Below are 13,007 nucleotides of genomic sequence, written 5' to 3'. Positions count from 1 at the left end.
GGCTGGCTCCATATTCTCCTGTTCAATGCCACCCAGCTTCCTTCTTCGCCCAAATCTAGGCTTGGAGATTATTGCTATCCACCCGAATCCCGGGGAACTTGACGGCATGAACAACTTCCGCTGATCTGGGGACGCTGCGACGCCGTTCAATGGCCTGTGGCCCCCCCTAACTCACGAGTCCCATGCAAACCATACACGTCAACGGCTATGACATGGCCTATCTCGATGTCGGCCAAAGCGCCGGCAATGGCCCGCCGCTGGTCTGCGTGCACGGCTCGCTGTGCGACTTCCGGATCTGGTCGTCGGTGCTGGGACCGCTGACGCGCCAACACCGCGTGATCGCGCCGTCGCTGCGGCATTTCTTCCCCGACCATTGGGACGGCGTCGGCGACACCTATTCGATCGCGCAGCATGTTGACGACGTGATCGGCTTCGTCGAGAAGCTCGATACCAGGCCGGTCAACCTGATGGGCCATTCCCGCGGCGGCCACATCTGCTTTCGCGTCGCGCAGCGGCGGCCGGATCTCTTGCGCAAGTTGATTCTGGCCGAGCCCGGCGGCGAACTCGACGCCACGCTCGATCCCGCCTACAAGCCCGGCCCCTCGCCGCTGGCCGGCATGATTGCGGCTTCCGCCGAGCTGATCGCCGGGGGCGACATCGATGGCGGCCTGCAGATCTTCATGGACGCGCTGGAGGGGCCCGGCGCGTGGAAGCGCCTGCCGGCGACGCCCAAACAGCTTTTGCGCGACAATGCCACGACGCTGATTGGCCAGAAGCGCGACCAGCGGCCGCCATTCTCCAAAGCGGATGCGGAGTCAATCAAGACGCCGACATTGTTCATCGGCGGCGCCCTCACCAAGGGCACGCCGCCGAAGGTGTTGCATGCTCTCGCTACGAACGTGAAGGGGTCGCGCACCGAGATGATCCCGAACACCACACATCCGATGTTCGAGCAGGCGCCGCAGAAATATTGCGAGATCGTTTTGACATATCTCGCAGAGGGTTGATCGCCATGCAGACACTGACCGTCAACGGCTATGACATCGCTTATCTCGATGTTGGCCGAGGTGCCGACAACAGCCCGCCACTGATTCTCGTGCATGGCACACTCGGCGACTTCCGTACCTGGAACGCCGTGCTCGGGCCGTTGTCGAAGAAGCACCCCGTGATTTCGCTCAGCCTGCGCCGCTTCTTTCCGGAGCATTGGGACGGGGTAGGCAGCGACTATCTGATGGCGCAGCACGTCGACGACGTGATCGGCTTCATCGAAAAGCTGAATGTCGGGCCGGTCGATCTGATGGGGCATTCCCGCGGCGGCCATATCGGATTCCGGGTGGCGCAGGCGCGGCCGGATCTGTTGCGCAGGGCCATTCTTGCTGAACCCGGCGGCGATCTCGAACCTGCGCTGCAGCCAACCACCCCGCCTCCCGGCCCCGTGCCGCTGGGTCCGCGCGTTCCGGTCGCGGCCGAGATGGTGCGAAACGGCGACATCGACGGTGCGCTCGCACTCTTCGTCGACGGCATCGATGGTGAAGGCGCGTGGGCACGGTGGCCCGCGGCGCCGCGGCAGCAATTGCGCGACAACATCTATACGCTGCTTGGTCAGGTCGGCGAGAACCGCAGGCCGTTTTTAAGAAGCGAAGCGGAATCGATCAAGACGCCGACGCTGTTGATCGGAGGCGGCGACACCAAGGGCGGGCTGGCCGTGAACTGGCGCGTGCTGGCTGAGCATATTCCGGGTGCCAAGACGGCGATCATCCCGGGTACGCGCCACTGGATGTTCGAACAGGCGCCGCAGGAATTTTGCAACGTGGTGCTGGATTTTCTGAAGGCGTGAACGCGCCCGCGTTACTTCTGGTCGAGGCGCCACGCGCCATCCCAATCGGCGGGGGGCGGGTTGGCCTGAAAATTCTCGACGCGCTGGGCCAGCGCCATCGACGGCCCGTCGCCGGGGACCGCTTCGAGACAGGCCTTGAATGCCCGGCGAGCGTCATCCCAACGCCGCGCACGATAGGCGGCGAGCCCTTCGGCATATCGCTCCCGCAGTGCAAGCTGCTTCTCGCCAAGCTCGCCCTTGCGCCCCAAGATCTCGAACACCGCTTCGGGACGGGTCTGGCCCGCGACCACCAAGCGGTCGATCTCGCGCGCTTCGATCGCATCGCCGGCCGCAGTGATCGCAGGCTCTGACGCCAGCGAGTGGCTGCCATAGATCTTGTTGGCATTCTCGAGGCGTGAGGCCAGATTCACCGCGTCGCCCATCACCGTGTAGCTCATCATGAATTCCGAGCCGATGCTGCCGACGAGGACCTCGCCGGTGGCGATGCCGATGCGCACTTCGCAGTCGCTCGGCACCGTGCGCACGCCCAGCAGTTCGGGCAACTCGGTCCGCAGCGCCGTACCACGATCCGCCATTTCGACGGCGGCAAGACAGGCCAGCCGCGCCTGTTCGCTATGCTCGGTGAACGGAGGCCCCCAATAGGCCATGATCGCGTCGCCGATATATTTGTCGATGATGCCGCGATGGCTGCGGATCGGCCCCGACATCGTCGAGAGATAGTGGTTCATCACCTTGACGAGGCCCTGCGGCGTCGTGCCTTCGCTGAGGCTGGTAAAGCCCTTCATGTCGCAGAACAGCACCGTCATCACCCGCCGCTCGCCATTGCTCGCGGTCAGCGCTTGCGGGTCGATCAGTCCTTCCACGACGCGCGGATCCATGTAGCGGCCGAAAGTCTCGCGCAGGTGCTCCTTGTGGCGCAATTGCTCGACCATGTTGTTGAAGGCCGTCGTGAGCTGGCCGATCTCGTCGCGCGTGGTGACGTCGATCGACCCGTCGAGTCGGCCGGCTTCCACCGCACGGGTACCTTCCAGCAAGCGCCGGACCGGTCCGGTAATGCCGGTGCTGATGAAAAGTGAAAACATCAGTCCGAGGATACCCGCAAGCAGGGTCAGGACAACGGAGATGACAATGGCCGTCTTCTGGTCGCGCATCGTCATCACGGCATCGCTGCGGACCTGTCCAAGCATGTCCGTGCGGATACCTTCGATCCTTTGGTTGAATTCGTCGCGCAGCGTGTCGGTCCGGGCCAGGCTGGCCCTGGCCTCCGCGAAATTCCCGGCGTCGAGCAGCGACAACAGCCGCTTGTATTCCTCACCGAGATAGCGGCGGAGATCGTTGGTCACGTGCTCGATTCGATCGTCGATCCGGCCGAGCCGCGCGTTATCGGATTCGGTGGAGACATCGTCGATGATCGCGTTGATCAGGGCGCGCGCGGCCTGCGCCTCCTGCTCGATTTCCTGTCCCTTCGCTTCATAGATTTTTCGCTGATCTGCAGAGAATGCCATGTCGGGCGGCGACTGCATCCTGCTGATCACGATCCGGCGCAGCGCCAGAGCCTGCTCCAGCGAACGGATATTCATCCGCGCCAGATGCCCATAGGCCTCGACATATTTGCCGCTGAACTCGTCGAGCTGATGGGCAATCTTGCGCGTCATCACCGTCGACAGCGCCGACGTGATCGCCATCAGGAAGATCAAGCCGAGGGCGATGCCGAGAATTCGCTTTCGGATGGTCGGCCGCAGCATGGCTGTTTTTTCTAAAAGGACGGGCATGATCGTGAATCGGGATGAAGCAACAAAAGCGAAAGCCCGGCCGAGCCGGCCGGGCTTGTTGTTTAGCGCGCGCCGCTGAATTAAGCACGTTCCGGCGCGTCAAAATTGACCGCAATTGGGTCGCAGGTTACCCCTTCCAAGCGCCGACCGGCTGGCGCACGGCGACGTTAAGCCTGTTCCAGACATTGATATTGGCGATCGCCAGAATCAGCGCTGCGAGCTCCGCCTCGTCGAAATGCTTGTCGGCCTCGTCCCAGACCTCGTCCGGCACCGGATCGGCGCGGTCACTGATCCGGGTCAGCGCTTCCGTCAGCGCCAGGGCCGCGCGCTCCCCTTCGGTGAAATAGGGGGTGTCGCGCCAGGCCGCCACCGCGAACAGGCGCTCGTCGGTCTCGCCGGCCTTCTTGGCGAGCTTTGGGTGCATGTCGACGCAAACGCTGCAGCCGTTGATCTGGCTGGCGCGCAGATGCACCAGTTCGAGCAGCTTTTCCGACAGGCTGTTTTTGGTCAATTCGCCCAGCGCCTGCAGCGCCTTCATGGCATCGGGAACGACCATGACCGGGTGATTCATACGGGCGTGCATCATTTCTACTCTCCATGAGTTGTTCCGTTTTGACGCGGCCGCGCCGATTTGCTGTCACATCGGCGCGGTTTCGTTCGTCATAGCCATGACGGAACACGACATGGGAATGTGACCGATGGACGAGAAAAAGTTTCTGGCTGAGAAATTCGAGGCCAACCGCGCCCGTCTGCGGGCGGTGGCCTACCGCATGCTGGGCTCGACCGGCGAAGTCGATGACGCCGTGCAGGAAACCTGGCTGCGGCTGAGCCGTTCCGACACCCGTGCGGTCGAAAACCTCGGCGGCTGGCTCACCACGGTCGTCGCCCGTGTCTGCCTAGACATGCTGCGGTCGCGTAAATCGCGGCGCGAGGACCCGATGGGCCCGCATGTTCCGGAACCTGTCGTTGACGATGCGCATGGGCGCGACGCCGAGATGGCCGACTCGGTGGGTGCGGCACTACTGGTAGTGCTGGAGACGCTGGCACCGGCCGAACGGCTTGCCTTCGTGCTGCACGACATGTTCGCCGTCCCCTTCGAGGAGATCGCCCCGATCGTCGGCCGCACGCCCACTGCGGCGCGACAATTGGCCAGCCGCGCCCGCCGGCGGGTGCAGGGCTCGCCGCCGCCGGACGCCGATTTCGGCCGGCAGAAAAACATCGTCGATGCTTTCCTCAAGGCCTCACGCGAGGGCGACTTCGAGGGGCTGCTCGCGGTGCTGGATCCCGACGTGGTGTTCCGCGCCGATGCTGCCGCACAGCGACTGGGCTCGCTCGCGGAAATCCGTGGCGCCGCAGCCGTGGCCGAGACCTTCAAGGGACGCGCGCAGGCCGCCAAACCGGCGCTGGTCGACGGCACGCTGGCGGTCGCCGTCAACATCGGCGGGCAGTTGCGTATTGTGCTGCGCCTTACCCTGAGCGGGGAGCGGATATCGGCGGTCGAGGCGGTGGCGGACGCCGAACGGCTCGATTCGTTCGACGTAACCGTGCTTGCGTGAACGGGGTCATCTTTTCGCGGCAGAGAATACGATGGCCTGGATCGGCATCCTGCCGGGATCGCCGAACTCCCGGCCAAATTCCTGCGCCAGCGCCTCAACGATCCTTTCCGGATCGACGCCGCCGCGCGTCCGGATCTGATCGATCAGCGGATTACCAAAAACCGCCGCACGCGCGAAGTGCGCGACGTCAGGGAGCTCCCGCTCCTGCCCGATCACAACAATGCCGATATCAGCGAAGCCTGCCGCCATCAGCAGCTCCTTGATCGGATCGATCTGGTGGCAGGAGAACGGCACGCTGTAGAACTGCGGCGGATCGGCTGGGAAGAAGCGCGCCGCCACCTCATGCGCGAGACGGCCAAACGGATTGTAGCGATGTGAATCCCAGACGCTGAGCAGATAGCGGCCGCCCGGGACGAGAACGCGACACGCCTCCGAAAAGGATTTTGCCTTGTCGGGAAAGAACATCACGCCGAACTGACAGACGATGGCGTCGAAGCTTTGATCGGCAAAGGGAAGCGCGATTGCATCGGCAGGCTGGAAGCCGACCTGCTCGCCGTGCCGAAACTTGGCGCGCGCAATCTCGAGCATCGGCGGATTGAGATCGGTCGCGGTCAACTGCGTGTCACCAGGCAATGCGTCACGCAATTTCCGCGTGACGATCCCCGTGCCGGCGGCGGTTTCGAGCACTCGCGCCGGACGGCCGGCGGCGGTGCGTCTTGCGATATCAGCGGCATATTCGGCGAAGATGATCGGGCCGAGGCCCTGATCGTAATGCTGCGGGATATTACCAACGAAGCCGGTTGCGTCGCTGCTCATTGCAGACCTCCGGTCGCCCCTGGCGAAGCATATCCCCACGCGCCCGCCGCGACACCCCCGGTCCTAGGCCCCTTGACGGAGGCCGAGTCTGTCGGTAGCCTCGGAATTCGGAATTCCGTATTCCAAATGGACCCCGGCATGATCCCGCTAGACCCGCTCCCCAACCTGATCGACCAGGTCTATGCCCGGATCTTGGAGGCGATCACCGACCGTTCACTGCCACCCGGGCATCGCATCCGGCAGAACGAACTTGCGGAAAAGCTCGGCGTATCGCGCCAGCCGGTCTCCCACGCCCTGCATCTGCTGCACCGGCAGGGGCTCGTCGCCGAAAGCGGCCGCCGCGGCTTTGAAGTCACCCGGCTCGACCCGGAGCGCATCCGCCAGCTCTACGAGGTGCGCGGCGCCATCGACGCGCTGGCAGCAAAGCTCGCGGCCGGACGGGCCAAGTCCGATGCATCGGGACGCACGCAGCTCGAGGCGGCGCTGCAGGCCGGACGGACCATCGACAGAAACACGCCGCTGGCGCGACTGATCGCACTCGACGTCGATTTTCACAGTGCGGTCTATCGCCTCGCGGGCAATCCCGCGATCGAGGAAATGATCACGCCGCAATGGCCGCATATGCGCCGCTCGATGGCGACCGTGCTGGCCGAACTCGATTACCGCGAAAGTGCCTGGACCGAACACGAGGCGATCGCCGCGCACATTTTCGCCGGCAACGCCAAGGCGGCGGAAGCCGCGGCGCTGGCGCATGCGCAGACCGCCGGACGAATGACCGAGGAGAGACTGAGAGCGACGGACGACAAGGCGGCTTAACCGCCGACAATTAAAACAACAGGAGAGAACGCCATGAAACTGACTCAGCAGCAGATCGAATTCTTCAATCGCGAAGGCTGGCTGTTCCTGCCCGAACTGTTCAGCCAGGAGGAAGTGGATTATCTCGCACGCGAGGCCGTCAGCATCTACGACGCCAGCCGCCCCGAGGTGTGGCGCGAGAAGAGCGGCGCGCCGCGCACCGCGTTTGCCGCGCATCTCTACAACGAAGCGTTCGGCGCCCTCGGCGCCCATCCTCGCATGATCGAGCCGATCGAGCAGATTTTTGGCGAAAAACTCTACATGCACCAGTTCAAGATCAACGCCAAAGCCGCCTTCACGGGCGATGTCTGGCAATGGCACCAGGATTACGGCACCTGGAAGCGCGACGACGGCATGCCCGAGCCGCGCGCAATGAACATCGCAATCTTCCTCGACGAGGTGATGCCGATCAACGGTCCTCTGATGCTGGTGCCGAAGAGCCAGACCGCCGGCGACCTCAAGGCCTCGCATGACCTCGAGACCACCTCCTATCCGCTGTGGACGCTGGATGAAGAGACCGTCACGCGGCTGGTGCAGGAAGGCGGCATCGTCGCCCCCACCGGCAAGGCCGGCGGCATGCTGATGTTCCACGGCAATCTGGTGCACGGATCAAGCGGCAACATCACGCCCTATCCGCGCAAGATCGTCTATCTGACGCTGAACGCGGTCTCGAACTACATCCGCACGCCGACGCGGCCGGAATACATCGCCCATCGCGATTTTACGCCGATCCAGCCCGTGGAGGATGACGCGCTGCTGCGGCTTGCGCGTGCGCATCGCCAGGCAGCGGAGTAGCGATTGATCGCCGTGCCCCGGACGCAGCGCAACGTGCAACGTTGCACTGCTGAGCCGGGGCCCACACTCGTGTATAGCTGTGCATAGGTCCCGGCTCTGCGGAGCAGCACTTCCGGACGATGCTACGCATCGCCTAGGCTGCACCGCGTCCGGGACACGCTTCAAGCCGATCGGATCGCTTCCATGAACCTTCACCATCTCCTCAACGCCCGCCTTGCGGCCGGCAAGCCGGTTCGCGTCGCGCTGATCGGCGCCGGAAAATTCGGCTCGATGTTCCTGTCGCAGGTGCCGCACACGCCGGGACTCGAAGTGTCCGTCATCATCGACCTCGATCGCGACCGCGCCCGCGAAGCGTGCCGCACCGTCGGCTGGGACGCAGAGCGGATCGCGCGAACGGCCTTCACCGATGACGGCATCCGCGCAATTGCCGGCGGCGCGATGGACGTCGTGGTAGAGGCAACCGGCAATCCCGCCGTCGGCATCAGGCATGCCCGCGCGGCGATTGCGGCGGGCAAGCATGTCGTCATGGTCAATGTCGAAGCCGACGTGCTGGCCGGACCGCTGCTGGCCGAGGAAGCACGCAAGGCCGGCGTGGTCTATTCGCTGGCCTATGGCGACCAGCCGGCACTGACCGCCGAGATGGTGGACTGGGCGCGCGCCACGGGCTTTCGCGTCGTCGCCGCCGGCAAGGGCACCAAATATCTGCCTGCCTATCACGACGTGACGCCGGATGGCGTCTGGGGCCATTACGGACTGACGGCCGGCGAAGCGCAATCGGCCGGCATGAACCCGCAAATGTTCAACTCGTTTCTGGACGGCACCAAATCCGCGATCGAAATGGCGGCGATCGCGAACGCCTGCGGACTCGACGTGCCGTCGGATGGTTTGCTGTTTCCGCCCTGCGGCGTCGACGATCTGCCGCATGTGATGCGGCCGCGCGACAAAGGCGGTGTGCTGGAGAAGGCCGGCCTTGCAGAGGTCGTTTCGTCGCTCGAACGCGACGGCCGTCCTGTGTTCCGCGACCTGCGCTGGGGCGTCTACGTCGTGCTGGAAGCGCCGAACGACTACGCCGCCGATTGCTTCAAGCAATATGGGCTGAAGACCGACGCCTCAGGCCGGTATGCGGCGATGTACAAGCCGTATCATCTGATCGGACTCGAGCTGAACATCTCGATCCTGTCGGCTGCGCTGCGCAACGAGCCGACCGGGCAGCCGCATGATTTTCGTGGCGACGTCGCCGCGGTGGCCAAGCGCGATCTGCGCGCCGGCGAAATGCTCGATGGCGAGGGCGGCTACACGGTGTGGGGCAAGCTGATGCCGGCACGAAAAAGTCTCGCAGCCGGCGCACTGCCGATCGGACTTGCCCATCGCGTCAAGCTGAAGCGCGACGTCGCCCATGGCGCGGTGGTGCGCTGGAGCGATGTCGAGGTCGACGAAAACAACGACACCATCAAGACACGCCGGGCGATGGAAGCGGCATTCGGCGGCGCGCGATAAGCGCGTTGATGCAAGACATACTCAGGGCAGCAGCCGGCTCGCGCGCGCGTGGGTGAACCATTTGCGGAACATCAACTCGGTATCCATCATCTCGGTGAAGCCGGCCTGGTTGATCTTCACGGTTGAGACAATCGACGGCGGCCCCGGCTGCGTCTGGCCATAGCGCATGCTGTAATCGGCATATTGAAACGAGAGTCCAACGAACTCTTCGAGTCCGGGTGAAACCAGATTATACCTGCGACGAAGATCGTCCCACGGCGCAATCCATTTCGGATATTCCTTCGCCAGCGACAGCGACACGGCTCTCCCCGGCTTCATTTCAAGCGCATCCGCAATTGCCGGCCAGACATTCTCCCAGGTGAATACATCGCCGTTGGTGACGTTGAAGGCTTCGTTGCGCGCCGCGCCTGCTTCGCCCGACCACGCGATCGCACGCGCAAGCAAATCGACGTCGACCGCTTGCGATACCCGCGCCGCTCCACCGGGATAATGGAGCGGACCGCCCTGCTCGCGCAGTAACGCCGCATAGACGCCGAGCGGCGGGATCAGATCCATGGCGCCGCCCATAGCTTCGCCAACGATCAGGACCGGGCGAAGAATGCTCCAGTGCCACGCCTTGCCCCGCTGCAATTCGCGCAGAAAATTCTCCTGGGCCCAGTAGAAGTTCGGCTGCTCGTACATTTCCGAACGGCCTTCGCGCGCCGGCACAGTAAGCGGACGGACATGGACGCCATAGGCCTTGGTGCCCTGCAGCAGCGCTACGTGACGGAGCTGCAGTGCGACCGGCTCGATCGCCGCCATCAGGTTACGCAACATCAGATCGTTGGTGCGGATCTGGTTTGGATCGCGCCAACCGTCGATCAAACTCGGCGCTTCATAGAGCGCTGCGTAGACAACATGGGTTGCACCTTGCAATTCCGACGCTGTGTGCGTGCATTGCGCGGCATCGGTCAGGTCGACCTGAACATGGCGGGCGCCATGAAGTTCGCGCGGCTTGCGGCGCGATAGCGCTACAACGTCGCAGCCGCCGGCCCCGCCGAAGTGCCGCAGTGCGGCATTTCCCACCAGCCCTGTCGCGCCCGCAACCACTACTTTCTTGTTGGCCATTGACGTGCTCCAGCGAGGGAATTGCAGCTTTCACTAGCAGGCGGCCACAAGCCGCGTCAGCGGCAATCTTAGCCTTTCGTCGGGTGGAAGCAGCTCATCGCTCGATATTCAGGCAGGTCTTCGCAACTGCGGCCAAACCAGAACCCTTGATTATCAATCACCAATTCGTCATCCTGCCCGCAGGTCCATAAAGCCGGGAAATTGATTGCATTCGAAAAACCAAGAGCCTTGGTTTCAGGGCCCACATTCCTGAACAAACAGTCCAGCACCGTCCATCGGCACACCAGAGAAGACGACACCAGATCGTTGTCCCTTGGTCGGTATCGGCAAAAACATAGAGGGGAAGCAAATGAAGCGTCGTGATTTCTTGAAAGTGGGCGGCGTCGGTCTCGCCGCGACTGCGGTTGCAGCACCTGCGATTGCGCAATCGAACCCGGAGATTAAGTGGCGATATACGGCAAGCTGGCCGAAAGCACTCGATACGCTGTATGGCGGCTGCGAATATTTCGCCAAGCGCGTCGCTGAAATCACCGACAACAAATTCCAGATCCAGCCATTCGCAGCCGGTGAAATCGTGCCCGGCCTGCAAGTGCTCGACGCCGTTTCGAACGGCACCGTCGAGATGGGCAACACCGCGCTCTATTACTACTGGGGCAAGAACCCGGCCTTCACCTTCGGCACGTCGCTGCCGTTCGGCCTCAACACGCGATCGCATATTTCCTGGATGCGTTTCGGCGGCGGCATGGACATGCTCAACGATCTGCTGAAGGAATATAACACCGTCGGCGTGCCGACCGGCTCTACCGGCGCCCAGATGGGCGGCTGGTTCCGGAAAGAGATCAAGTCGATGGAGGATTTCAAAGGCTTGAAATTCCGCGTCGGCGGTTTCGCGGGCACCATCATTGCCAAGGTCGGCGGCGTGCCGCAGCAGATCGCGGGCGGCGACATCTATCCTGCGCTGGAAAAGGGCACCATCGATGCGGCCGAGTGGGTCGGTCCCTACGACGACGAGAAGCTCGGCTTCGTGAAGGTCGCAAAATACTACTACTATCCGGGCTGGTGGGAAGGCACCGGCCAGGGCCACAACATCATGAACCTCGAGAAGTGGAACGCGCTGCCGAAGCACTATCAGGCCGCGATCGAGACCGCTTCCTACGATACGTTCACCTGGGTCACCGGCAAATACGACTACGTCAATCCACCGGCGCTGAAGCGGCTGCTGGCCGCGGGCGCGATCCTACGGCCGTTCCCGCAGGAAGTTCTGGAGGCCTGCTACAATGCCGCCAATGGCATCTATGCAGATCTGTCCAAGAGCAATCCGCACTTCAACAAGATGTATACGAGCCTGTCGAACTTCCGCAACGACTCGCTGGCCTGGAATCAGGTCGCCGAATTGAGCTACGACAGCTTCATGATGCGAATGCGCACCCGCACCTAGAGCACTATCGGGTTCTGATGAATCAGAACCGAAGCTCTAGGTTCTTGTTTTGACGCGTTTTCTTCACGCGAACCGGTACCCACTTCGCTCGAAAACGCTATAAGGCGCACGATCGCGGACAAAAAAGAAGCCCCGGAGATTTCTCGGGGGCTTCTTCATTGAACGGGTCGGTCTCTATTTTTGACGCGTTTTTTTTCACGCGAACCGGTCTCCACCCTCGGATCACGTCCGAGGGCTTGCTTCGCTTGAAACGCTTCGGGTTATTCCTCGGCCTCGCCGAGCGCCTCGGCGAGCTTGTCGTAATACTTCGCCACGATATCGATGTTGCCCTTGTTCTCGATCGCCGGCGGCGGCGACTTCAGTGCCTCGTTGAGATCGGCGAGCGCCTCCTTCTTGTCCTTGGCCGGCATCTTCTTGTCGGCCTGGATCTGGGCGATCTGCGCCTTGAGGACAGCCTCGGCGCCGACGAACTTCTTGGTCGCGGGATCGAAGCCGCCGAGCACCAGGCTGATGTTGTCGACCACGGTGTTGTAGTCGTCGTAGCTGGCAAAGCCGTACTTCTTGGCAACCGCATCGAGCTGGGCGTCGATCTTAGGGTCCGGCTTGGCATCGTCGGGGATCTTGTCGGTGATCGCATCGACATCTTTTTGTGCCGCGAGCACGCCCTCGATCTGCTTCTCGGTCAGCGAAATCTGCTTGAGAGTGGGAACCTCCGCGGCTGGCGGCGGTGCGGTCTGAGCCGGCGCTGACTGCTTCGGCGGTGCCTGCTTGGCCTGCGCCAGCACCTCGCTACTGGAAACGGCCGACAACGCGAACGCGAGACAGGCCGCGCTCAAGGCGCAGACGGCGGGGCGAAAGATCTCACGCATGGCAGGCTCCTCGTTCTGGGGCAGGATCCGAATTTCGCGGGGTACAGGGCTACGGAAATCGGAATGAACGACAAATGAAGTTTTCGGAGATTTGGCCGCGAATCATGGCCGAATGATCACGACCTGTTCAAACGCTGGTGATCGCCATCTCTTCTCCGAGGTTCTTCCGAGGTCTCTTCAAGCCGCGTTTTCTCGGTCTGCCGGCGCGTTTGCGGGCGGCAAATCCGGGCTCAGGAGACCTGCGGCCACTTTACCCGGGCAAATGCTTCCTGCAGCGCGGTCTCGGCAGAGTCGTAGATGCCCGCATATGGACCGGGCGGCCCCCAGGACCTGCCCGTCGGAGAATCCGTAAGCCACTGCTGCTGGTACGAATACGCACCATCAGGACGCCGGACGATGAGGACTTGATGCTCACCATCGGGACTCGCGAGAATCTGCACAAGGTGTGCTGTCATATGATGTCCA

General features: G+C 62.8%; 13 protein-coding genes. 7 read left to right on the top strand and 6 right to left on the bottom strand.

Translation table 11 applies throughout. The features are described from left to right. Positions 1-182 precede the first annotated feature (182 nt). Positions 183-1,007 (top strand): alpha/beta fold hydrolase, encoded by an 825-nt coding sequence (locus KIP88_RS23755; RefSeq protein ID WP_214490421.1) that lies wholly within the window; start codon positions 183-185, stop codon positions 1,005-1,007. A 5-nt stretch (positions 1,008-1,012) separates the two neighbouring features. Next, positions 1,013-1,837 carry an alpha/beta fold hydrolase gene (locus tag KIP88_RS23750; protein ID WP_214490420.1) on the top strand — a complete coding sequence of 275 codons (825 nt, stop codon included), beginning with the start codon at positions 1,013-1,015 and terminating at the stop codon, positions 1,835-1,837. An 11-nt stretch (positions 1,838-1,848) separates the two neighbouring features. Here KIP88_RS23750 and KIP88_RS23745 read toward each other — a convergent pair whose 3' ends face one another. Continuing rightward, the gene (locus KIP88_RS23745; RefSeq protein WP_214490419.1) at positions 1,849-3,582 is read right to left on the bottom strand and encodes an adenylate/guanylate cyclase domain-containing protein; all 1,734 of its coding nucleotides are present in this window, start codon (positions 3,580-3,582) and stop codon (positions 1,849-1,851) included. A 154-nt stretch (positions 3,583-3,736) separates the two neighbouring features. Continuing rightward, entirely contained in the window at positions 3,737-4,192 is a 456-nt protein-coding gene (locus KIP88_RS23740) for a carboxymuconolactone decarboxylase family protein (protein ID WP_214490556.1), read from the bottom strand. Between the two features lie 115 nt (positions 4,193-4,307). Here KIP88_RS23740 and KIP88_RS23735 point away from each other — a divergent pair, with 115 nt between their 5' ends. Further along, a complete protein-coding gene (locus KIP88_RS23735; RefSeq protein ID WP_214490418.1) occupies positions 4,308-5,165 on the top strand; it encodes a sigma-70 family RNA polymerase sigma factor in 858 nt (285 codons plus the stop codon). A 6-nt stretch (positions 5,166-5,171) separates the two neighbouring features. Here KIP88_RS23735 and KIP88_RS23730 read toward each other — a convergent pair whose 3' ends face one another. Beyond that, positions 5,172-5,981, bottom strand: coding sequence for a class I SAM-dependent methyltransferase (locus KIP88_RS23730; protein ID WP_214490417.1), 810 nt, complete (start codon positions 5,979-5,981; stop codon positions 5,172-5,174). A 138-nt stretch (positions 5,982-6,119) separates the two neighbouring features. On the opposite strand from KIP88_RS23730, the gene KIP88_RS23725 reads away from it, so the two are divergent. From KIP88_RS23725 to KIP88_RS23715, 3 genes are all read left to right on the top strand, one after another. Further along, positions 6,120-6,797, top strand: a complete 678-nt coding sequence (locus tag KIP88_RS23725; protein WP_214490416.1) for a GntR family transcriptional regulator — start codon at positions 6,120-6,122, stop codon at positions 6,795-6,797. Positions 6,798-6,830: 33 nt separating this feature from the next. Next, a complete protein-coding gene (locus tag KIP88_RS23720; protein WP_214490415.1) occupies positions 6,831-7,631 on the top strand; it encodes a phytanoyl-CoA dioxygenase family protein in 801 nt (266 codons plus the stop codon). 183 nt (positions 7,632-7,814) lie between these two features. Beyond that, a complete protein-coding gene (locus KIP88_RS23715) occupies positions 7,815-9,128 on the top strand; it encodes an NAD(P)H-dependent oxidoreductase (RefSeq protein ID WP_214490414.1) in 1,314 nt (437 codons plus the stop codon). A 21-nt stretch (positions 9,129-9,149) separates the two neighbouring features. On the opposite strand, the gene KIP88_RS23710 is transcribed toward KIP88_RS23715, so the two are convergent. Both KIP88_RS23710 and KIP88_RS23705 read right to left on the bottom strand, forming a co-directional pair. Beyond that, entirely contained in the window at positions 9,150-10,235 is a 1,086-nt protein-coding gene (locus KIP88_RS23710; protein ID WP_214490413.1) for an SDR family oxidoreductase, read from the bottom strand. A gap of 68 nt (positions 10,236-10,303) precedes the next feature. Next, positions 10,304-10,534, bottom strand: coding sequence for a hypothetical protein (locus tag KIP88_RS23705; protein WP_214490412.1), 231 nt, complete (start codon positions 10,532-10,534; stop codon positions 10,304-10,306). A gap of 50 nt (positions 10,535-10,584) precedes the next feature. On the opposite strand from KIP88_RS23705, the gene KIP88_RS23700 reads away from it, so the two are divergent. After that, positions 10,585-11,673: a TRAP transporter substrate-binding protein gene (locus KIP88_RS23700; protein WP_214490411.1), complete on the top strand. Its 1,089-nt coding sequence runs from the start codon at positions 10,585-10,587 to the stop codon at positions 11,671-11,673. A 260-nt stretch (positions 11,674-11,933) separates the two neighbouring features. On the opposite strand, the gene KIP88_RS23695 is transcribed toward KIP88_RS23700, so the two are convergent. Beyond that, the gene (locus KIP88_RS23695) at positions 11,934-12,542 is read right to left on the bottom strand and encodes a hypothetical protein (protein ID WP_214490410.1); all 609 of its coding nucleotides are present in this window, start codon (positions 12,540-12,542) and stop codon (positions 11,934-11,936) included. Between the last annotated feature and the right edge of the window lie 465 nt (positions 12,543-13,007).

The organism is Bradyrhizobium sp. SRL28 (assembly GCF_018596315.1).
Taxonomy (GTDB): domain Bacteria; phylum Pseudomonadota; class Alphaproteobacteria; order Rhizobiales; family Xanthobacteraceae; genus Bradyrhizobium.
Note: the sequence above shows the minus strand (reverse complement) of the source record. Positions and strands in the feature narration are given on the sequence as shown.

Excerpts from the sequence above, each read along its gene's own strand:
- KIP88_RS23755 (WP_214490421.1), top strand. The coding sequence starts at position 183 with ATGCAAACCATACACGTCAACGGCTATGACATGGCCTATCTCGATGTC.
- KIP88_RS23750 (WP_214490420.1), top strand. The coding sequence starts at position 1,013 with ATGCAGACACTGACCGTCAACGGCTATGACATCGCTTATCTCGATGTT.
- KIP88_RS23745 (WP_214490419.1), bottom strand. The coding sequence starts at position 3,582 with ATGCTGCGGCCGACCATCCGAAAGCGAATTCTCGGCATCGCCCTCGGC.
- KIP88_RS23740 (WP_214490556.1), bottom strand. The coding sequence starts at position 4,192 with ATGCACGCCCGTATGAATCACCCGGTCATGGTCGTTCCCGATGCCATG.
- KIP88_RS23735 (WP_214490418.1), top strand. The coding sequence starts at position 4,308 with ATGGACGAGAAAAAGTTTCTGGCTGAGAAATTCGAGGCCAACCGCGCC.
- KIP88_RS23730 (WP_214490417.1), bottom strand. The coding sequence starts at position 5,981 with ATGAGCAGCGACGCAACCGGCTTCGTTGGTAATATCCCGCAGCATTAC.
- KIP88_RS23725 (WP_214490416.1), top strand. The coding sequence starts at position 6,120 with ATGATCCCGCTAGACCCGCTCCCCAACCTGATCGACCAGGTCTATGCC.
- KIP88_RS23720 (WP_214490415.1), top strand. The coding sequence starts at position 6,831 with ATGAAACTGACTCAGCAGCAGATCGAATTCTTCAATCGCGAAGGCTGG.
- KIP88_RS23715 (WP_214490414.1), top strand. The coding sequence starts at position 7,815 with ATGAACCTTCACCATCTCCTCAACGCCCGCCTTGCGGCCGGCAAGCCG.
- KIP88_RS23710 (WP_214490413.1), bottom strand. The coding sequence starts at position 10,235 with ATGGCCAACAAGAAAGTAGTGGTTGCGGGCGCGACAGGGCTGGTGGGA.
- KIP88_RS23700 (WP_214490411.1), top strand. The coding sequence starts at position 10,585 with ATGAAGCGTCGTGATTTCTTGAAAGTGGGCGGCGTCGGTCTCGCCGCG.
- KIP88_RS23695 (WP_214490410.1), bottom strand. The coding sequence starts at position 12,542 with ATGCGTGAGATCTTTCGCCCCGCCGTCTGCGCCTTGAGCGCGGCCTGT.